The sequence below is a fragment of the Lactococcus petauri genome (assembly GCF_023499275.1).
Lineage (GTDB): Bacteria > Bacillota > Bacilli > Lactobacillales > Streptococcaceae > Lactococcus > Lactococcus petauri.
Genome location: NZ_CP094882.1, coordinates 1,651,576 through 1,671,286, shown reverse-complemented (window position 1 = coordinate 1,671,286; position 19,711 = coordinate 1,651,576). Strand labels below are relative to the sequence as shown.

Here is a 19,711-nt window from a genome sequence, read left to right as displayed (position 1 = left end):
AAAGATGATTCATATTGATGACATATTAGGCAGTAACTTTATTGATAAAATTTTTTTAATGCCTACCGTTCTAGGTATGATGTTTATTGCTAAGTATATGATTCAGTATTATCAGTTGGATCGAAATAAAGTCACTGCTTATATCTTATATTCGAGCAATTTTGCTTTATTTATAATTTTACTTAAATTTCTGTTTAACGACATTGACCAGGGTTCGCCCTATGGTTATATTATTAGTGATATTTCTTTAGTCTTTATTGCGATTTCGGTCGTTTATTTAGTTGCACCCCCTACCAAAAATATTGAATACGAGGTGTTGCCACAGTTTATTATATATTATGGACTTTATTTGCATGTTTACGGTTTTGATATCCAATCCTCTCTCTTAGTGCTTTCCGGATTGACTATATTTTGGCTTGTGATTTATGTGCTATGTAATTATAAGGAATTGATTTCGAAATATTACATTTCCTACTTTTTCCTTAGTATATTTATTACCCTTGCAGCAATATTAGTAGCTTTTTCGCAATTTGACATACCAATGAGCTATGTGCTTGGTATTTTAGGAAAGGTATTAGCTGTGCTAGTTATCGCGAAGATCGCGATACATTTAATCAGTATTATTGCCTTGATGTACTCGGATTTAAAGAAAGATGCTTATATAGATGCTTTAACCGATACTTATAATCGTAAAAAGTTTGAAGAAGTCTTGAAGGAAATTTTAGACAGTAAGAATGTTCCACTTTTTTCGATTGCTTTGTTTGATGTGGATTCATTTAAATGTATCAATGATTCCTATGGACATTTGGCAGGAGATTATGTGCTGCGGGAGATAAGTTATGGCATTAAAGATACTTTACTTCAAGAGCATAATAATGGTCAACTGTTTCGATATGGTGGTGATGAGTTCTTTGTGCTCTTTAGAAACCAGTCTGGGGATAAGGTCAAAGCAATAATGGATGATATCCAAAAAAATATCTCGGAAAAAGATTTTATCTATAATGATACCTTATTAAATGTTTCTATATCTGTAGGTGTTTCAGAAATAAGAGATGAAAAAAGTCTGAAGGACATTATTGATAAAGTTGATAAAAACTTATATGTCGCAAAAGCAAACGGGAAAAATCAAGTCTTCTATATGTAAAGAAGAGTAGAAATGGAGTAGACATGAAAAAAATAATGCTCGTTTTTGGTACACGACCAGAAGCAATTAAAATGGCACCCTTAGTCAAAGCTATCGAGAAAGATGAACGTTTTGAAGCTGTAACGGTGGTCACAGCGCAACACAGAGAAATGCTGGATCAAGTTCTCGATATTTTTCACATTCAACCTGATTACGATTTAGATATCATGGGAAAAAATCAAAGCCTTAGTCAAATCACCACACGTGTTATTGACGCCATTGATCAAGTGCTGGTAGAAGAAGCACCAGATATCATGCTTGTTCATGGAGACACCTCGACAACTTTTGCAGCCTCTATTGCTGCTTTCTATCATAAAGTAACTTTGGGACACGTAGAAGCAGGATTGAGAACTTGGGACAAATATTCACCTTTCCCAGAAGAAATGAACCGTCAAGTCACAGATGTGCTCTCCGATATTTACTTTGCACCAACTGAAGAAAGCAGACAAAATTTATTAAAAGAAAATCATCCGGATGAGAATATCTATGTGACAGGTAATACTGCTATCGATGCTTTACGATATACTGTACCAGCACATCTTCAAAAGGATCGTCGCCAGATTCTGGTGACGATGCACCGCCGTGAGAATCTGGGTGAACCAATGGAAAATGTTTTCCGCGCCATCAAAACGATTTCCGAAGAATATGTCGACTTTGAGGTAGTTTATCCACTTCATAAAAATCCAAAAGTGAGAGAAATTGCTTATCGCATTCTTGGCGACTTGCCGAATGTGCGACTGATTGAACCATTAAATGTGGTTGATTTTCATCGTATGGAAAACGAAAGCTATCTTATCCTGACGGACTCAGGTGGTGTGCAAGAAGAAGCACCTTCTTTTGGTGTGCCTGTCCTTGTGTTACGTGATACAACAGAAAGACCAGAAGGCGTAGAAGCAGGCGCCTTAAAATTAGTCGGTACAGATGAAGCCGATGTTTATCAAGCCATACGGGAACTTCTTGATAACGAAGAAGCCTATAATGAAATGAGCCACTCTAAAAACCCTTATGGTGATGGACATGCCAGTGAAAAAATACTTGATGCTATTGATCAGCATTTTAAACACTGAACACCATGAAAATCGTAATAAAATACTCTGACTTCTTATAAGGTCAGAGTATTTTATTGCGAGAAATCATCCTCACTATTTGTACTATAAAAAAATCAGATATATAAAAGTTTTTTCCTCGCGTTTTTGAGGGAAACTGATATAATGATTCTAAGAAACTGAGACAATATTATTTTATCCTCTCGTAAAGTTTCTGGAGAAGTATGTACTTCTACCTTTTATAAAAATGAAAGAGGTTTTTGTATGAGTTATGCGAATGAAAAATCGTTTAACAAAGCTACTTCAGCGGGCTTTATAATCGCGCTTGGAGTAGTTTATGGTGACATTGGGACAAGCCCTTTGTATACCATGCAGTCTATTGTTACTGGACAAGGAGGCTTGCAAAATATTTCAACGGACTTTATCCTTGGTGCGGTTTCCTTAGTTATCTGGACGCTGACCTTGATTACAACCGTTAAGTATGTGCTGATTGCCCTCAAGGCCGATAATCATCAAGAAGGTGGGATATTCTCCCTCTTCACCTTAGTTCGACGGATGGCTAAATGGCTGATTATCCCAGCAATGATAGGAGGGGCCACCTTACTTGCAGATGGGGCTTTGACTCCAGCAGTTACAGTTACCTCTGCTGTCGAGGGCCTAAAAGGAGTTCCTGGTTTAGGAGAAATCTACGCCAACCAGTCATGGGTTATTGTTACAACGCTTATCATTCTGGCTATACTCTTCCTTATTCAACGTTTTGGAACCGGCCTAGTCGGAAAACTTTTTGGACCGATAATGCTTATCTGGTTTAGCTTTTTAGCTATCACAGGTCTTTTAAATTCCTTTGCGAATCTTGAAATTTTTAAAGCAATCAATCCTTACTATGCTGTCCATCTCTTGTTAAGTCCAGAAAATAAGGCAGGGCTCTTTATTTTAGGTTCGGTATTCTTGGCGACTACCGGAGCAGAAGCCCTTTATTCTGACCTTGGACATGTGGGCAGAGGCAATATCTATGTCAGCTGGCCTTTTGTAAAACTTGCAATTGTTTTATCTTACTGTGGACAAGGGGCTTGGCTTTTGGCACATAAAGGTGGCGATTTGGGAGGTATGAACCCCTTCTTCGCTGTAATCCCTACAGACATGATGATCTATGCCGTTGTTTTAGCGACTTTAGCTTCTATTATTGCTTCACAATCTCTGATTTCGGGATCATTTACCTTAGTTTCAGAAGCCATCCGCTTGAAGCTTTTACCGATGATGCGGATTTACTATCCAGGGAAAACTTTAGGTCAGCTTTATATTCCAGCAGTCAATTTGATTTTATGGCTTTCGACAAGTGCGATTGTACTTTATTTTAGAAGTGCGGAACACATGGAGGCAGCTTATGGTCTAGCCATTACTGTCACTATGCTTATGACAACAGTACTTCTGGCATATTATCTCGTTTACCGAGGCTTAAAGAAACCTTTGGCTTACCTGATAGCTGCATTCTTTGCTAGTATTGAATTGATTTTCTTTATTGCCTCAGCAGCCAAGTTTGTTCATGGGGGCTATGTTGTAGTGATTATGGCGGCCATGATTATATTTGTGATGTTTGTTTGGTTCCAATCAAGTAAAAGCGTGAACAAACATATTAAGTCACTGGATCTCAATGATTTCAAAGGACAATTGAAAGAACTCAAAGAAGACAAGGAGATGGATCTCTATCAAACCAATCTCGTTTATTTGAGTAATAAAATGGAAGGTGATTTTATTGACCGTTCTATCCTATATTCAATACTTGATAAACGTCCTAAAAAGGCGGAAGTTTACTGGTTTGTTAATGTGAAAGTTACTGATGAACCATGGACTTCCGAATATGAAGTTGATATGATGGGAACAGATTATATCGTTAAAGTTCATTTGTATCTAGGGTTTCGCATGAAACAAGAAGTGCCCCGTTATCTTCGGACGATTGTTAAAGATTTAATAAAATCAGGACGATTGCCTAAACAAGAGCAAAAATACACCACAATGCCTGGTAGGGATGTTGGTGACTTCAGATTTGTAGTTATCGAGGAACGGGTGACAAATGCACAAAAACTTCCAGCTTTTGATCGATTCGTCTTGAAAGCAAAAGCCCGAATCAAGCGTTATACAGCAACACCAGATCGCTGGTTTGGCTTACAATTTTCGGAAGTGTCACTTGAGCGGGTGCCATTAATATTATCAGATGTATATAATTTGAGCATCAAAGAACGTCCAAAACTAGAAGATGAAGGTGAAGAAGACATAAGCTATTAGTATAGATACAATTAACCAGAACAACTGGATTTTTCCAGTTGTTTTTTTGTCATGTCACTTGTTGAAGAGTTACTACAAAGTATCTAAGGCACCTCGGAGTACCTACTATACAAATAGTAAATCTTGCTATATAATGAGTGCTATAGAAACCTGTAATTCATAAGGAGGAAAATATGAAGGCAATAGAAGTATCTGAATTTGGTAACAGTAACGTTCTTAAGTATAAAGAGCTTAAAGACCCGGTTATGAAAGATGACGAGATTTATGTCAGCCTCAAAGCTGCAGCGGTCAACCCTGTTGAAACCTATGTACGCCAAGGAACATACGCGCAACTGCCTTCGCTCCCTTATATCCCAGGAAAAGATGGAGCTGGGATTGTCAAAGCTGTAGGTGCACAAGTGAAAAACTTTAAGGTAGGTGATCGTGTCTTTGTGACTGTAGAGAGTGATGCTCAGTTTGGAACATATGCGCAAGCAATAACATGCAAGGCCAAAGAAGCGACCTTACTCCCAGAAATTATGACTTATAGTCAAGGAGCAGCACTAGGATCGAGCGGCTTAACCGCCCTTTATGCCCTTAATCAAAAAGCGGGCCTTAAGTCTGGAGAATATATACTTATACATGGTGCAACTGGAGGAGTGGGGACACTTGTCCTTCAATTTGCCAAGCTGTAAGGTGCCAAGGTTATTGCAACAGCAGGGTCTGAAAAGGGCCTTGAGATATTGAAAAAGCTTGGTGCAGACTATGTCTTTAACCATCATGCTGAAGGATATATCGAGAGAATACAGGACTTGACAAAGGACCATGGTCTTGATGTGATTATCGAAATGCTTGCAAATGTTAATTTGCAGAAAGACTTAGATGCTATTGGCAACAACGGGCGAATTGTTATTATTGGTAATCGAGGTGAAGTAACCATTAATCCTCGTGTCTTGATGATGAAAGGGGCACATATCACAGGTCTAATGTTGGCAAATATCACACCAGAAGAAGTGGAGGAAAACACACGCTTGTTACTGCAAGGTTTAAGTGAGGGTGTTAAACCTGTCGTTGATAAAGTATTCCCACTCGAGCAAGCTGCGACAGCGCAAGATTATATCATGGAAAACAAAGGAAGTTTGGGTAAAATCATTCTTGATACGGCAGCTGAATAATCTGAATAGATGAAAAATAAAAAGGCAGGTTTTAATCTGCCTTTTTATTTTAGAAAATCCTTGACTTTAGTGCGGAATCGTACTATAATAGAATGGTACGATTTCGCACTAAAAAGGAGCGGTTAAATGAAATATCGGGAAATAATGACACAATTTAGCACAGCGCTTGGCAAACTTGATATGGCTTACGCGCTTGTGGCGCATGAATATAATCTGACTTTTAATGGACTAATGACGCTCTATATTATCGATGAAAGTGATACTGTCACCCAAAAAGAAATAAGTGAAATCTTATTTTTGCCGAAATCAACAGTACATAGCTTACTTTTGAAATTGCAAAAACAAGATATTCTTCAACTCACTAAAGGAAAAAATGAAAAGGAAAAATTTATCGTTTTCACTCCAAATGGAAGAAAAGTTTTTGAGGAGATTCAGGAGCAAACAGATATCTTTGAAACACAAGTTATAGAAGAATTCGGCTTGAAGAACACACAAGTATTTTTGGAGCATACGAAAACTTTTACCGAAAGCTTGCTCGAAAAAGCACAGAGAGTTATGGAGGATAAAAAAGATGAAAATTGAAATAAGAGCATTTGATCCAAAGGATTATCAAAAAGCAATCCAGTTTGCTGTTAAAGGGATGAGTTTTGATAGGTACAGTAATAATAAAACCATCATCAATATGTATGCCAAAAATTTTCTATATTTTGAGCTGTCAAAAGCTACGCAAGCTATTGCTGCCTATGTTGATGGTGAAATGGTGGGCTTATTGCTCGCAGAGATATATGGAGAACCTAAACTGAAACAAACCTTTGGCCAAAAAGCTTACATGAAGACTTTTAACTTTTTGCGGACCTTTTCTAAAAACAAAGGCTTAGACACTTATGAAGCTACGAATAAAGAATTATTACGGTCGTATAAAGGTGAAGCATCACCTGAGGGCGAAATTTTGTATTTGGCTGCTGATCCCGAGAAAAAAATCAAAGGTGTAGGTACCGCTTTAATCAATGAACTTACGGCGCGGGAAGCTGGAAAAGAAATATTCCTCTTCACAGACACGGGCTGTACTTATCAATTCTATGAATACAAGGGTTTTCATATGGCCGGAGCTCGAGATATTCAACTTGATTTTGGTCAAAATCGAATCGATTTAACTGCAATGCTTTTTAGTAAAAAGTTAGCGCAGCAATAAACAATAAAAAACCGTAAGCTTAAAACTACGGTTTTTTATTGTTTATGGATGAAGAAGAAAAATACAATTGGGCTAATTTTTCTTTTTGGATAATATTAGTAGTATCAATGAAATAATCGCATTGCCATTTTTGGGCAGCCTGCGCAGTTTTGTTGAGTGAAGTTTCCCAGGATGGGTAAAAACGCAAAGCCATTTTTCCAGTAATTCCCTTGTGTTTTAAAATCTTTTTTTCTCGAAGAACGCTCTTGGGAATGATAAACTGGCCACTCAAGGGTCCATCAATGACTGAAATGACAAGTTTATCGGGAAAAGCTTCAAAACTAAAGGGGATATTTTTGTTGTTGGTGTCCTTTTCCCAAAATGCTACAAAATATCCTTGTTTTTTAGGAGTTTTTTTAGCGCGACGACTTCGAAAAGATAGTCCATCTGCTTGAAAACAAAAACCTTCGTATTCAGAATTATAAGTATCTTTTGTAGGTATACTTGGAGATAAGCCTAAATCATTCAAAAGGGTCGTTATATAGGTCAGCGAATTATACATGGTTTAAGTTTACCACAAGTAAGAGAGAGAAAAAATCAAAGCTACTTATTTTGACACAGCAGCAATCAAAATAGTTTACAAAAAAATAGGAATGTAGTATTATTGACTAGTCAATGATTGACCGGTCAATTTAAAAAAGGGGGACAAATGAACCTTAGACAAATGAGTCAGCTCTTTTACAAGCTAAAACTAGCGAATCAAGAGATGACAACGAAGTTTGAAAAAGAAACTGGCTTTAGTATAACCCGTTATGAGCTTATGATGTTTTTGAAGGAAAACGGTCAATGTTCTCAAGGGCAATTACAGAATGAGTTAAAAATAGACAGTGCAGCTATTACAAGGCATCTAAAATTGCTCGAAGCAAAAGGTTATGTTACCCGTGAGAGAAATAAACAAAACAATCGCGAAGTTTTTGTTAAAATCACGGAAAGCTCAAAAGAGGCTTTGGAACGTTGTGAAAGAAACTATAATAACTCTTCTGAGAAAAGTTTAGAGCTAGCACTCACAGCTCAAGAAGAAGACGTACTTCTTGAGCTGCTCACAAAGTTATTGGGACATAAAGGAGAATAAAATGTCAACTCGTATTGTAAATAATGATTTTTCAGAAATCACATTTGGAAGAAAATCCGTGCGTGTTTATGATGAAACTTATAAAATTTCACATGAAGAAATGCTTGAAATGATCCAAGAAGCAACAACAGCACCATCATCTGTAAATATGCAACCTTGGCGTTTTGTTGTTGTTGAAAGTGATGAAGAAAAAGAAAAATTAAAACCTTTAATTCGTTTTAATACCCGTCAAAATGAAACTTCTTCGGCTATGGTTCTTATTTTTGGGGATCTTCTCTGTTATGAATTAGGGGAAGAAATTTATAACCAAGCTGTAGAAGAAGGCAAGATGCCAGCAGAAGTACGTGATCAACAGTTAGAAGCGATTATTCCTTACTACCAAAGCTTTAGTAAAGAAGAAATGAATGATGTTGTCAAAATTGATTCAAGCTTAGCTGCAATGCAATTTATGCTCATCGCACGCGCTCATGGTTACGAAACAAATCCTATCGGCGGATTCGAGGCCGACCAATTGGCAGAAGCTTTTGGTTTGGACGAAAACCGTTACGTGCCAGTAATGATTTTATCTGTCGGCAAAGCCAAAGAAGCAGGCTATGAATCTGTAAGATTAGCGGCTGAAAAAATTACAGAATTTAAATAATAAAAAGATGCTAGATTATCTAGCACTTTTTTATTATTATTTATCTTTCTTACTTACTTATTGTTGATAATTTGAATTTCTCCCTCAACACCAAGAATATCCTTGATTTTAGCCTGTAACTCTTGGATAGCCTCTAGTGCACGTTCTTGTTGAGAAGGGGTTACTGCTTCAATCACCAAGATGGCGTTTGTAGTTTCTTCTGTCAACATGGTACGTTGGGCTTCACGCCAATTCAAAGAGCGACAGATCGCACCATTAAGGTCATAATATATAATTTCTTGCGCAAGAGCTGGCTCACTCTTTTGCGCTCCCAGAGGATAAAAATCTTCACCCCCCTTGGCTAAGCCTAAATGTAAATCGCCGTTGATTTTATCTAAGTCCTCACCGCCACAAGGTACACCGTAACGAAGAGAAATACTATTATAGATATCCACAAGTGGGTTGATTGGTTCTAACTCTTTGCCCTGAGCCACTCTTTTTAAAAGAGCTTCAATAGAAGAACGTGCACCTTTTTTCTTCTTAAACTGTGTAAAAATATCACGCCATTCGGAGATGACAAAGTTTTCTTTAAAATCATCTTCAACTAAAAATTTTTCAGACTCTTTAAATGCCTCCTTTAGAAGTTCTTGGTAGGGGCCTAAATCATGAACATGATTGTCAATATTGTTTACAACTAAGGTATAGAGTTGAGCTTCTGGAAAAAGTTCCCAAAAGTTTTTATCCACAGTAACAGTTTGCATAGTAGTTCTCCTTATTTCTTTTTTCATGATTAAATCTGTTTGCGTTAAAGTCCCTAAATGAAAATGACGTGACCCACATTCCACATAGCCTTGATTTTTATAAAAACCATAAGCAGTAGGATTGTGCTCCCAGACACTGAGCCAGATATATTCCTTGTGTGTGCGCTGTGCTTCTACAGAAGCAAAATCTAATAAATGTTTTCCTAAGCCTAAGTGCTGGTAAGACTTTCTAACATATAGTCTTTCCACTTCAAGAGCCTCAGCTAAAGTAGAGTGTTCTGGAAGAGTAGCATTTTTCAACTTGATATAACCTGTGAGACAACCATCTTGGAAAATAAAATAGAAACTATTGTTAGAGTCATTGAATTCTTTGGTTAATTGTTGAGGATTAAAAGCCTTTTCTAAATAAAGCTCTAAATCTTCTGGTGGATTTTGTTCTCCAAAAGTTTCAGCGAAGGTTTCTATACTTAAGTCTTGTAAGACCTGTAGATCCTGCATAGTAACGCGGGAAATTCTAATATTCACACCAACTCCTTTTAGTAGATTCGTTTCTTTCCTTTTTTAACATCGATCCAGTTATCCACGATATTTTGACTGATTTTTCCGAGTAAATTCTCTACTTGAGTAATCTCCTGTGCATTAAGACCGGATAAGGCAACTTGAGTAGAATAGTGAAGCTCTCTGTTTAAGATAGGGTAAACTTCTTTGCCATGAGAAGTAACATATAGTAGTTTATTTTTTTTGTTTCCAGTATCTTCAACTTTTTTTATAAGTTTTTTTTCTACCAATTGATTGATAGCACGACTTGCTGTACTCTTATCGACACATAAAAGTTCAGAAATTTGTTGTTGATTAATTCCAGGATTTTCAAAAATACGACTGAGGTAGAGGTATTGTCCTTTTGCAAGTTTCAGCTCCTTGAATTCAATATTACTGATAGAATCTAAGGCGCGTGCTATAGTACCAATATCTCTTAAAATATTATTTTGAATAGTATTTCTCCTTTCATGGAAGAGGATGTATTGATTATAAAATAAAATAGTTGCGTTTGCAACTATTTGGTTATATATAATAAATACCTTAACTTAATAAGCCTAAAATATTATTCAACATATGAAGACAAATAACAAAAATTAAGGAACGATGAGAGCTTAAATAAGCTAAAGCTAAAAGCATTGCTCCAGGTGCATAGAGGACAAAATCCATAGGTTGCTGCATATGCATAACGGTGAATAAACCAGTAGAAACAAGGACTGCAATTAGTGTTCCTGTATAATTTGAGAGTCTATTAAGGAAGATATGGCGAAAGATAATCTCTTCAATGATGGGTCCTAAAACACCAAGAATAAGGATGGTGAAGAATAAAGGGATTTGCTTACTCATTTCAGAGAGAGCAGCTTGATTTTCAGGGTTTAATCCCTTTCCATAAATACCTTGAGCCAGAGATTCCACCAAAAGTATCGCTGCCATCCATAAGGGGAGGCTTAAAATTTTCCATAAGGAATGCTCCTTAAAATAGCCAAAACTTTCTCTTAATTCTTTTCGGAAGAGAATAAGTGCTGTCAGTGCAGAGACTGTTATACCAACTGCGAAGTTTAAAAAATCAGATTCTACCCAATTTGTCTGAGCTAACTCAGATAGAAAGAGTAAGGGGATCATTCCAAGTTGGAAGGGGACAAATAAAATATATATAGTTAATACAATGAATTCTCTTTTATTATCACGTAAAAAATTCAAAAGTATAGACCTCCTTGTTTGAATTGGCGATTCGCCTCAGATATTTTAACATAGCATAAAGTCTATACCAATTAAATTGTTTATGTTTTTATAGAGAGAAGTCTTTTTCATATCTCATTAAGAAACAGCGAAAAGATATTTTCCTTTGGAAAGTGTTGAAACAAGTTTGTAGAGCAAAATTCCCAGGAAATAATTGACAAATGCCGTAGAAAAAATCGTAATTAAAAGAACAGGAAGGCCCATTTTAAAGACAACCATAAGCTCCGAAATGTGAAGTAAAGTTCCCAAAAGATATACAGCAAAAACATACACGCAACCACTTATCAATGTGGCGAGGAAATAGATTACCCCTATTTTAGCTAAAAATAATTTGGGAGAAATTCTTAGGACTAACCTATATAAGAGTAAGCATGCCAAGGCTGATAGGGTACGGTCAAAAGCAGCTGGCAGCTGGAAAATCGGATTACCACCAAGAATCATGGAAGTAAGGATAACAAGACCGCTTGCCAAGAAAACTTGTTTGAGTGTAGGTTTAATCATTATACAGAGGAATAAAAAGGCCAAGGAAAAGTCCGGGCGAATAATTCCAGCGATACTGGGAGTGATAATATTCAAAATTTGTCCAAGTATAATGAAGATTGGAGTAAGTGCAATAGTATTTGATGATTTGTTTTTTTGATTCATAAAAGTTCCTCTTTCTAGTTTTTAATGATAAGGCAGAGTACTTTCTATAACACAAAAAAAGCATAGAAACTTCTATGCTTTAATCATCCAATTTGAGCATAGATACAGGTTTTAGAAAGTACACTAAAATTTGTATCTATGGTTTTCTTCAGTTAGAAGCCATACATACACCTGTATCTTTGCCAAAGTTGAGTAGAATAACAGTTGATCATTGGTTGTACAGCTCCTTTCGTTTTTATTAGGAGTAATAATATCATTTTCTAAGAAAACTGTCAATGCTTTGAACTCACAGAGATAAATTAATTTCGCCATATAGAGATTTAAAAGGAAGTTTTTTGAACATAAAAACCTATGCCTGATAGCCTTAATTGAGTATATATTTGACGACCAACTTGTAAATGAGTTATAATTTCACGTGCATATTTTTTTAGGCATAAATGTAATTATTGTTATTTATCATAACGTTAAAAACAAAATTAGGAGGTCATTAACTGTGTATAAAAAATATGGAGATTGTTTTAAAAAGTTAAGGAACCAAAAGAATTTGGGACTCTCATATTTTAGTAAGATTGGAATAAATAGAGCAAATTTATCTCGATTTGAAAGAGGGCAAAGTATGATGAGTTTTGAGCGCGTTGACTTGATGTTAGAAGAGATGCAAGTCCCCTTAGCAGAGTACGAATTAATTGTAAATAACTTTATGCCCAATTATCAAGATTTTTTCTTGTTGGAACTAGAAGAAGCGGACTTTAGTCAAGATCTAAATAAAATTCAAAAGTTATATCTTGAGGCGCGTGAAGCAGGAAAACATATGTTGTCACTTGCTGCAAAAACTCGACTTGAAAATATAAGTCCCCTGGAAGTGAGAGAGATTGAAAATTATCTTTGTAATGTTAAAGAATGGGGCTATTTTGAGCTCACATTATTTTATTTTGTCTCAGATCATATTGCTATTGATCAGCTGGAAAATCTTCTGGCCAATTTTGACAAAAGGTGTGAAAAATATTGTCGATTATTAAAGTACAGACGAAGATTATTACAGATTGCGTATCAAAGTGCGGCTATTTTTGCAGCGCATGGGGAAAGAAGTGAAGCTGAAAATATATTAGAAATTACCAAAAAATATCGGGAAATGGGAGTGGATTTATATGCTGAAGTTTTAAGGCATCTGGCAACAGGAATTGTTATTTTTAACTTTGAAGATAAGGATTTAGGACGTAAAAAAATTAATTGTGCTCTGGGAGCTTTGGAGGAATTTGGAGGTTTACGATTGAAAGAATTTTATCAAAGAAGGTTGGAAAAGTTTTTAAAAAATTAATCTCTGTATCTGTTGCTTTAAAGCAACAGATACAGAGAGTTTTTTTATTTTTAAGAGAATATACTTGATATAGAAAGGAGATGAAAACTAGATTTGGGCAACAATTATTTTGAAAATTGTTGCCACATATTTTAAGGAGGTATGATGAATCAAAAAAAATTAACATTATTCGGATTCTTTGCTTTAACTGCTTCAATGGTTTTGACCGTATATGAGTATCCGACCTTTGCCACTTCTAAATTGCACTTAGTTTTCTTTTTACTACTAGGCGGAATACTATGGTTTTTACCAGTTGCCCTATGTGCTGCAGAAATGTCCACAGTTGAAGGGGGGAAAAATGGAGGCATTTTCAGCTGGGTGAGCCAAACTTTAGGAGAGCGTTTTGGATTTGCGGCAATTTTTTTCCAATGGTTTCAAATTACAGTTGGATTTGTAACAATGATATACTTTATCTTAGGAGCACTTTCATACGTATTAAATTTTGAAGCTTTAAACTCAGATCCACTCATTAAATTTATAGGCTTGCTGGTCATTTTTTGGGGACTGACCTTTTCACAATTAGGTGGGACTCAGCGCACTGCAAAATTAGTAAAAGCGGGATTTATAATCGGGATTGTAATTCCATCCATTATCTTATTTGTATTAGCAGTAGCTTATTTTGTAGGAGGAAATCCTATAGAAATCCCCATCAATAAGGCAGCTTTTATTCCAGACTTTTCACAGCTTTCAACATTGGTAGTTTTTGTTTCGTTTATTTTAGCTTATATGGGAGTTGAAGCTTCAGCTTCTCATATCAATGAGTTAGAAAATCCAAAAAGAAATTATCCTTTAGCAATGGTTTTATTAGTAATATTAGCTATTTCTTTAGATGCGCTTGGGGGCTTTACAGTGGCTGCAGTAATACCTCAAAAAGAGTTATCTTTAAGCGCTGGTGTGATTCAGACTTTTCAAACGCTGATCTTACATTTTAATAACCACTTAAGTTGGTTGGTCAAAATAATTGCAATAATGATTGCGTTTGGAGTAATGGGAGAAGTAAGCTCATGGGTAGTTGGGCCTTCTCGAGGAATGTTTGCAGCAGCGCAACGTGGATTACTTCCAAAATTTTTACGAAAAACGAATACCCATGACGTTCCCGTGCCTTTAGTTATGATTCAAGGTGTCATCGTGACTCTTTGGGGAGCGATTTTAACCTTTGGTGGTGGCGGCAATAACTTGTCCTTCTTGGTAGCAATTTCTTTGACTGTAGTTATCTATTTGGTTGGTTATCTACTATTTTTCTTAGGTTATTTCGTCTTAATCTACAAGAAAAAGAATTTAAAACGAACATATAATGTTCCAGGAAAAATGATAGGCAAATCAATTATTGCAGGAGTAGGGTTATTATTATCTCTGTTTGCTTTATTAATTTCTTTTGTCCCACCGGAATCAATTGCTCAAAGTGAGACACGAACTTATCAAATGATATTACTTATAAGCTTTGCTGTTACAGTAATCTTACCATTTGTTATTTATGAACTACATGATAAAAAGAGTCATGGATCTCTTGAAGAACCAATTCACTTCAAAGCAGGAGAAGTGAATCCAGCCGTTTATCCGGCAGCTCGAGGGGAGCATCATATTGTAAAGAATGAAGAACATATATTAAAACATTAAAGAAATTGGAGGATGTAAATATGTTATATGGAAAAGAAAATCGTGATGAGGCAGAATTTTTAGAACCAATATTTGGCTCCGAAAGTGAACAAGTTGATTTGCCCAAATATAAATTAGGGAGAAAATCGATCGAACCTCGGGTAGCTTATCAATTAGTTCAAGATGAGATGCTAGATGAAGGGAATGCGCGGTTGAACTTAGCCACTTTTTGTCAAACATACATGGAACCCGAAGCAGTAAAACTAATGAGTCAAACTCTTGAGAAAAATGCAATAGATAAATCAGAATATCCAAGAACAACCGAAATCGAAAACCGTTGTGTAAATATGATTGCTGACCTTTGGAATGCAAGTGAAAACGAACAGTTTATGGGAACATCAACAATTGGTTCTTCAGAAGCTTGTATGTTGGGAGGGATGGCAATGAAATTCTCTTGGCGTAAACGAGCAGAAAAGTTAGGCTTGGACATTAATGCTAAAAAACCAAATCTCGTTATTTCTTCTGGATATCAAGTTTGTTGGGAAAAATTCTGTGTATATTGGGATATTGAAATGCGTGAAGTACCGATGGACAAAAATCACATGTCAATTAATCTAGATAAGGTTATGGATTATGTTGATGAATATACTATTGGTATTGTAGGGATTATGGGGATTACGTATACAGGAAGATATGACGATATCAAGGCTCTTGATAAGTTAGTTGAAGAACACAACAAACGTACAGATTATAAAGTGTACATACACGTAGATGCTGCTTCAGGTGGACTTTATGCACCATTTGTTGAACCACATCTTAAGTGGGATTTTCGATTAAAAAATGTCATTTCCATCAATACATCAGGTCATAAGTACGGTCTCGTTTATCCTGGAGTAGGCTGGGTATTATGGCGTGATAAGAAATATCTACCAGAGGAGTTAATTTTTAAAGTAAGCTATCTTGGAGGAGAATTACCAACCATGGCTATTAACTTTTCTCATAGCGCAGCTCAGCTGATAGGACAATATTATAATTTTGTACGCTATGGTTTTGATGGATACAAAGCTATACATGAAAGAACGCATAAAGTAGCGATGTATTTAGCAAAATCAATTGAAAAAACAGGTTTATTTGAAATTGTAAATGATGGATCACAACTTCCAATTGTATGCTATAAATTAAGAGAAGACGGAAATTGTGACTGGGATTTATACGACTTAGCCGATCGTTTATTAATGAAAGGATGGCAAGTGCCAGCCTATCCTTTACCAAAAAACTTAGAGGATAATATTATACAACGGATAGTAATTCGAGCGGATTTTGGAATGAATATGGCATACAATTACGTGCAAGATATGCAAGAAGCTATTGAATTTTTGAATAAGGCACATCTTAAATACCATAATAATCCTAAAAATAAAGTATATGGATTTACACATTAAAACAATCTCTTTTTTACAAGCCAAACCTATTTTCGTTAATTAATAACAAGAATGAATACATAACAAAAAAGACGAGAAAAATCTCGTCTTTTTTGAGAAGGTTTACATTAAAGCAAAGATAAACTCTGAGTATAGCACAACCATAATAGTAAGTTATTCCGAAAGATATTCTTTCAATCTCTCCATAGCAATCTTAATCACTTCCATTGAAGCTGCATAGGACAAACGGACATAACCTTCACCATATTGGCCAAAGGCTGAGCCTGGAATGAATGCTACATGTTTTTTCTTTGCAAAATCATATAAAAATTCAAAAGAATTGCTGTTATATTCTGCTGGAATTTTGGCAAAAATATAGAAAGCCCCGTCTGGCTTGATAATTTCAAAGCCAAGTTCAGTCATTTTCTCAATAATGTAATCCCGCCGTTTGAGGTATTCGGCTTTCATTAGCTCAGCATCATTTTTTCCTTTACTCAGAGCTTCAACTGCTGCCCATTGCGATTGTGTTGAGGCAGAAGTAACCAGATATTGGTGTGTTTTTACAAGCTGATCAATCAAGTATTTTTCTGCAAAAATCAGCCCCATTCGCCAACCCGTCATCGCATGTGATTTTGAAAGGCCATTAAGTACAAAAGTTTGATCACGTAAAAAGGTCGAAATAGAAGTATGTACATGTTGGCTATAGTTAATTTCAGAATAAACTTCGTCAGAAAGGACAAAAATTTCATGTTTTTTGATGATTTCAGCAAGTGTTTTAAGTTGGGCATGAGTGTAAGTTATGCCCGTTGGATTTGAAGGATAATTAAGGATGATAGCCTTGATATTCTCGGTTTCGTTCAATACTTGTTCAAGTTTTTCAGGAGTTAAGACAAATTTATCAGTTGTGGTATCAATCTCGACCAATTGACCGCCAGCTAAGCTTACTACAGGCGCATAACCTGGGTAAGCAGGTGCTGGGATTAGAACTTTATCGCCAGGTTCAATAATTGAAAGGAGACAAGTAGCAATCGCCTCTGTGACACCAACTGTGGTCAAAATTTCTGTTTCAGCATCGTAATGTAAATTGTATTTTTCAGCTACAAATTGACTGGCTGCATGACGTAGTTCAATCAGGCCACGCATGCCAGTATAATGACTTTCATCGGCATCAATCGCATCAATTGCAGCTTTTTTGATATGTTCAGGTGTCGGAAAATCTGGTTCACCAAGTGTTAATTTCAAAACATTCGGTATTTTGGAGATTTCCTGATCAAATTCACGAATTTTAGAAATTTCAATTTTTCCAAGATTAGTGTTAAATTTATTTGATAAATCCATACATAGCACCTCCGCAGGTCAATAGTTAAAGTTGGGTTCAAGCAAAAACTCCGTATATTTGTCGTTTTAAATTTGTATTATAGCATTTTATTTTAAAAATTCACAAAACAATGTTGCAAAATATTTTGGAGGTTCAGAAGTTCAGATAAAAAATACACCTTGTAAACCTTGATTTAAAGCAGTTTTAAAGAAAAAAATAAGTCAATACCAAAAATTTGAAAAGTTTTCAATTGACAAACAATACTGAAAATATTATAATTGTGAAAAATAAATTAGAGGTAGCAATGCAAATGAGTACTACACGAGAGGAGGCATCCGACGACCGTGTACGAAAGGTAATCATTGCCGAACGTTAGCAACAGAGGCATCTGGCTAGCGTGGGGGTATAGGAAACACCTATACCACTCGGACTTGAATAAGTCTGGCGCTAAGTGATCGAACCGAATAATATAGAATTCTTTTTTTACTCTATTTTCATGACGACATAAAAGGCGCTTGTACTTACAAGTGCCTTTTGTTTTTATACGATGTGAGTTTGTAGGTTGAAGCGCGACAACGATAGAATAATGTTTTAGCGAGTCAACGAATAAGAAAAACTCTGCTTCTTACATCAAAACTCATTATATCAGTGGTCAAAGGGCACTGGAGACAGAGTTAAAGATTGAGATGGGAAAAAATATCATTTGGTAGACTAAAAGTAAAATCTTCCTTCTTTCAGTTACAATTTTTGACAAGCCTCCATAGCATTGAAACTACCGAAATCTTCAGATAAAGATTTGCATAGCAAGTCCACAGGAGCATGAAATGAAAGTACCATTTATTACTAAAGATCAATTAGATAAAATTACTGCAGAATTTCCGACACCATTTCATTTGTATGACGAGCACGGAATTCGTGAAAAAGCAAGAGCGCTAAACACAGCATTTTCTTGGAATAAAGGTTTCAAAGAATTCTTTGCGGTAAAAGCTACACCAACGCCTGCAATTTTGAAAATTTTGCAAGAAGAAGGCTGTGGAGCTGATTGCGCGAGTTATGTTGAGCTTATACTGGCAAATAAATGTGGTTTTGATAATTCTGAAATAATGTTTTCATCAAATGACACTCCAGCTGAAGAATTTTTATTAGCCAAAAAGCTAGGGGCTACGATTAATATTGATGCATACAACCATATTGAATTTTTATCCACATTGGCAGGATTTGAATTTCCCGAAACAATGAGCTTACGCTATAACCCTGGTGGAGTTTTTACAATGGGTACCAAAATTATGGATAATCCTGAAGAATCAAAATTTGGAATGACAAAAGCCCAACTAATTCAGGGAATTAGAGATTTGCAAAAGTTGGGTGTGAAGAAATTTGGAATGCATAGCTTTTTGGCTTCAAATACTGTGACAAATGAATATTATCCAAAATTAGCACAGCAATTATTTGAATTAGCACTTGAAATTCGTGAAAAAACAGGCGTTTCTCTTGATTTTATAAATCTTTCTGGTGGTATCGGCGTTAATTATCGTCCGGATGAAGCTCCTAACGATATTGCTGTCATTGGCGAAGGAGTACATCGTGTTTATGATGAAGTTCTAACTGCCAATGGCCTAGGAGAAGTCAAAATTTATACGGAACTGGGACGCTTTATGTTGGCGCCTCATGGCTTACTGGTCACACGTGTCTTGCATAGAAAGCAAACCTATCGGACGTATATTGGTGTGGATGCGAGCGCAGTTAATCTGATGAGACCAGCATTTTATGATGCTTATCATCATATTACTGTTATAGGAAAGGAGGAAGGTAAAGTGAAAGAAATTGTTGACGTGACTGGTTCATTATGTGAAAACAATGATAAATTTGCCAGGCAGCGCGAACTTCCTGTGATTGATGAGGGAGACCTATTAGTCATTCATGACACAGGTGCGCATGGTTTTTCGATGGGATATCAGTATAATGCAAAATTACGAAGTGCCGAATTATTGCTTCAGCAAGATGGGAGCACGCGTATGATTCGACGGGCAGAGCGACCTGAAGACTATTTTGCAACATTGGATGGCTTTGAGTTTGAAATCTAACCGAAAATTAGCTGGTGAATGCTTGTAACAGCTTTTACTTCTAACCACTGATAAAATCATAAATAACATTTGGATACAAATTAAAGGAGTGGAGTAAGAACAAGGCGAAGAGGAGATGTTTTTCAAGAGAAAGAAAATTATACGATGAGTAGTTTCCTTTTCTTC

General features: G+C 36.0%; 19 protein-coding genes, 1 pseudogene and 1 riboswitch. Of the genes and pseudogenes, 13 read left to right on the top strand and 7 right to left on the bottom strand.

The features are described 5' to 3' along the window. The first annotated feature begins 4 nt into the window (after positions 1-4). The 7 genes from lgb_RS08120 to lgb_RS08090 all read left to right on the top strand — a co-directional run bounded on the left by lgb_RS08120 (position 5) and on the right by lgb_RS08090 (position 6,858). On the top strand, positions 5-1,144 hold the full coding sequence (locus tag lgb_RS08120; RefSeq protein ID WP_086583051.1) for a GGDEF domain-containing protein: 1,140 nt from the start codon (positions 5-7) through the stop codon (positions 1,142-1,144). Positions 1,145-1,167: 23 nt separating this feature from the next. Further along, complete coding sequence (gene wecB / locus lgb_RS08115; RefSeq protein ID WP_019294341.1) at positions 1,168-2,250, top strand: non-hydrolyzing UDP-N-acetylglucosamine 2-epimerase; 1,083 nt, start codon at positions 1,168-1,170, stop codon at positions 2,248-2,250. A 243-nt stretch (positions 2,251-2,493) separates the two neighbouring features. Next, the gene (locus tag lgb_RS08110; protein WP_019294340.1) at positions 2,494-4,512 is read left to right on the top strand and encodes a KUP/HAK/KT family potassium transporter; all 2,019 of its coding nucleotides are present in this window, start codon (positions 2,494-2,496) and stop codon (positions 4,510-4,512) included. 173 nt (positions 4,513-4,685) lie between these two features. Then, entirely contained in the window at positions 4,686-5,186 is a 501-nt protein-coding gene (locus lgb_RS08105; RefSeq protein WP_249663203.1) for an alcohol dehydrogenase catalytic domain-containing protein, read from the top strand. A 12-nt stretch (positions 5,187-5,198) separates the two neighbouring features. Then, positions 5,199-5,666 carry a zinc-binding dehydrogenase gene (locus lgb_RS08100; RefSeq protein WP_267134668.1) on the top strand — a complete coding sequence of 156 codons (468 nt, stop codon included), beginning with the start codon at positions 5,199-5,201 and terminating at the stop codon, positions 5,664-5,666. 126 nt (positions 5,667-5,792) lie between these two features. Further along, on the top strand, positions 5,793-6,248 hold the full coding sequence (locus lgb_RS08095) for a MarR family winged helix-turn-helix transcriptional regulator (RefSeq protein WP_019294338.1): 456 nt from the start codon (positions 5,793-5,795) through the stop codon (positions 6,246-6,248). After that, the gene (locus tag lgb_RS08090) at positions 6,238-6,858 is read left to right on the top strand and encodes a GNAT family N-acetyltransferase (protein ID WP_019294337.1); all 621 of its coding nucleotides are present in this window, start codon (positions 6,238-6,240) and stop codon (positions 6,856-6,858) included. The genes lgb_RS08095 and lgb_RS08090 overlap by 11 nt, the downstream gene beginning before the upstream one ends. 25 nt (positions 6,859-6,883) lie before the next feature. Here the strand turns inward: lgb_RS08090 and lgb_RS08085 are convergent, their stop codons facing one another. Then, positions 6,884-7,399, bottom strand: a complete 516-nt coding sequence (locus lgb_RS08085; protein ID WP_019294336.1) for a MepB family protein — start codon at positions 7,397-7,399, stop codon at positions 6,884-6,886. Between the two features lie 147 nt (positions 7,400-7,546). Between lgb_RS08085 and lgb_RS08080 the strand changes: the two genes are divergently transcribed. Both lgb_RS08080 and lgb_RS08075 read left to right on the top strand, forming a co-directional pair. Continuing rightward, a complete protein-coding gene (locus lgb_RS08080; protein WP_019294335.1) occupies positions 7,547-7,969 on the top strand; it encodes a MarR family winged helix-turn-helix transcriptional regulator in 423 nt (140 codons plus the stop codon). A 1-nt stretch (position 7,970) separates the two neighbouring features. Beyond that, entirely contained in the window at positions 7,971-8,609 is a 639-nt protein-coding gene (locus tag lgb_RS08075; RefSeq protein ID WP_019294334.1) for a nitroreductase family protein, read from the top strand. A 53-nt stretch (positions 8,610-8,662) separates the two neighbouring features. On the opposite strand, the gene lgb_RS08070 is transcribed toward lgb_RS08075, so the two are convergent. From lgb_RS08070 to lgb_RS08050, 5 genes and pseudogenes are all read right to left on the bottom strand, one after another. Further along, positions 8,663-9,349, bottom strand: coding sequence for a B3/B4 domain-containing protein (locus tag lgb_RS08070; protein WP_029345903.1), 687 nt, complete (start codon positions 9,347-9,349; stop codon positions 8,663-8,665). Between the two features lie 72 nt (positions 9,350-9,421). Continuing rightward, positions 9,422-9,847: pseudogene (locus tag lgb_RS08065) on the bottom strand (GNAT family N-acetyltransferase); the annotation flags it as partial. A 38-nt stretch (positions 9,848-9,885) separates the two neighbouring features. Then, positions 9,886-10,341 carry a MarR family winged helix-turn-helix transcriptional regulator gene (locus lgb_RS08060; protein WP_034999696.1) on the bottom strand — a complete coding sequence of 152 codons (456 nt, stop codon included), beginning with the start codon at positions 10,339-10,341 and terminating at the stop codon, positions 9,886-9,888. Between the two features lie 88 nt (positions 10,342-10,429). After that, on the bottom strand, positions 10,430-11,086 hold the full coding sequence (locus tag lgb_RS08055) for a CPBP family intramembrane glutamic endopeptidase (protein ID WP_017370982.1): 657 nt from the start codon (positions 11,084-11,086) through the stop codon (positions 10,430-10,432). Positions 11,087-11,203: 117 nt separating this feature from the next. Next, a complete protein-coding gene (locus tag lgb_RS08050) occupies positions 11,204-11,770 on the bottom strand; it encodes a tryptophan transporter (protein WP_019294332.1) in 567 nt (188 codons plus the stop codon). 493 nt (positions 11,771-12,263) lie between these two features. Here lgb_RS08050 and lgb_RS08045 point away from each other — a divergent pair, with 493 nt between their 5' ends. The 3 genes from lgb_RS08045 to gad all read left to right on the top strand — a co-directional run bounded on the left by lgb_RS08045 (position 12,264) and on the right by gad (position 16,165). Further along, positions 12,264-13,088 carry an Rgg/GadR/MutR family transcriptional regulator gene (locus lgb_RS08045; protein ID WP_019294331.1) on the top strand — a complete coding sequence of 275 codons (825 nt, stop codon included), beginning with the start codon at positions 12,264-12,266 and terminating at the stop codon, positions 13,086-13,088. Between the two features lie 144 nt (positions 13,089-13,232). Beyond that, entirely contained in the window at positions 13,233-14,744 is a 1,512-nt protein-coding gene (gene gadC / locus lgb_RS08040) for a glutamate/gamma-aminobutyrate antiporter (RefSeq protein WP_249663201.1), read from the top strand. A gap of 20 nt (positions 14,745-14,764) precedes the next feature. After that, a complete protein-coding gene (gene gad / locus lgb_RS08035; RefSeq protein WP_019294330.1) occupies positions 14,765-16,165 on the top strand; it encodes a glutamate decarboxylase in 1,401 nt (466 codons plus the stop codon). Between the two features lie 153 nt (positions 16,166-16,318). On the opposite strand, the gene lgb_RS08030 is transcribed toward gad, so the two are convergent. Next, positions 16,319-17,482, bottom strand: coding sequence for a pyridoxal phosphate-dependent aminotransferase (locus lgb_RS08030; protein ID WP_019294329.1), 1,164 nt, complete (start codon positions 17,480-17,482; stop codon positions 16,319-16,321). Positions 17,483-17,747: 265 nt separating this feature from the next. Beyond that, a riboswitch (Lysine riboswitch) is annotated at positions 17,748-17,920 on the top strand. A gap of 366 nt (positions 17,921-18,286) precedes the next feature. Here lgb_RS08030 and lgb_RS08025 point away from each other — a divergent pair. Then, the gene (locus lgb_RS08025; protein WP_019294328.1) at positions 18,287-19,546 is read left to right on the top strand and encodes a diaminopimelate decarboxylase; all 1,260 of its coding nucleotides are present in this window, start codon (positions 18,287-18,289) and stop codon (positions 19,544-19,546) included. Positions 19,547-19,711: the final 165 nt, after the last annotated feature.

Bases quoted from the DNA above. Each gene is read 5' to 3' on its own strand.
- lgb_RS08120 (WP_086583051.1), top strand. From the start codon at position 5: ATGATTCATATTGATGACATATTAGGCAGTAACTTTATTGATAAAATT.
- wecB (WP_019294341.1), top strand. From the start codon at position 1,168: ATGAAAAAAATAATGCTCGTTTTTGGTACACGACCAGAAGCAATTAAA.
- lgb_RS08110 (WP_019294340.1), top strand. From the start codon at position 2,494: ATGAGTTATGCGAATGAAAAATCGTTTAACAAAGCTACTTCAGCGGGC.
- lgb_RS08105 (WP_249663203.1), top strand. From the start codon at position 4,686: ATGAAGGCAATAGAAGTATCTGAATTTGGTAACAGTAACGTTCTTAAG.
- lgb_RS08095 (WP_019294338.1), top strand. From the start codon at position 5,793: ATGAAATATCGGGAAATAATGACACAATTTAGCACAGCGCTTGGCAAA.
- lgb_RS08090 (WP_019294337.1), top strand. From the start codon at position 6,238: ATGAAAATTGAAATAAGAGCATTTGATCCAAAGGATTATCAAAAAGCA.
- lgb_RS08085 (WP_019294336.1), bottom strand. From the start codon at position 7,399: ATGTATAATTCGCTGACCTATATAACGACCCTTTTGAATGATTTAGGC.
- lgb_RS08080 (WP_019294335.1), top strand. From the start codon at position 7,547: ATGAACCTTAGACAAATGAGTCAGCTCTTTTACAAGCTAAAACTAGCG.
- lgb_RS08075 (WP_019294334.1), top strand. From the start codon at position 7,971: ATGTCAACTCGTATTGTAAATAATGATTTTTCAGAAATCACATTTGGA.
- lgb_RS08070 (WP_029345903.1), bottom strand. From the start codon at position 9,349: ATGCAAACTGTTACTGTGGATAAAAACTTTTGGGAACTTTTTCCAGAA.
- lgb_RS08050 (WP_019294332.1), bottom strand. From the start codon at position 11,770: ATGAATCAAAAAAACAAATCATCAAATACTATTGCACTTACTCCAATC.
- gadC (WP_249663201.1), top strand. From the start codon at position 13,233: ATGAATCAAAAAAAATTAACATTATTCGGATTCTTTGCTTTAACTGCT.
- gad (WP_019294330.1), top strand. From the start codon at position 14,765: ATGTTATATGGAAAAGAAAATCGTGATGAGGCAGAATTTTTAGAACCA.
- lgb_RS08030 (WP_019294329.1), bottom strand. From the start codon at position 17,482: ATGGATTTATCAAATAAATTTAACACTAATCTTGGAAAAATTGAAATT.
- lgb_RS08025 (WP_019294328.1), top strand. From the start codon at position 18,287: ATGAAAGTACCATTTATTACTAAAGATCAATTAGATAAAATTACTGCA.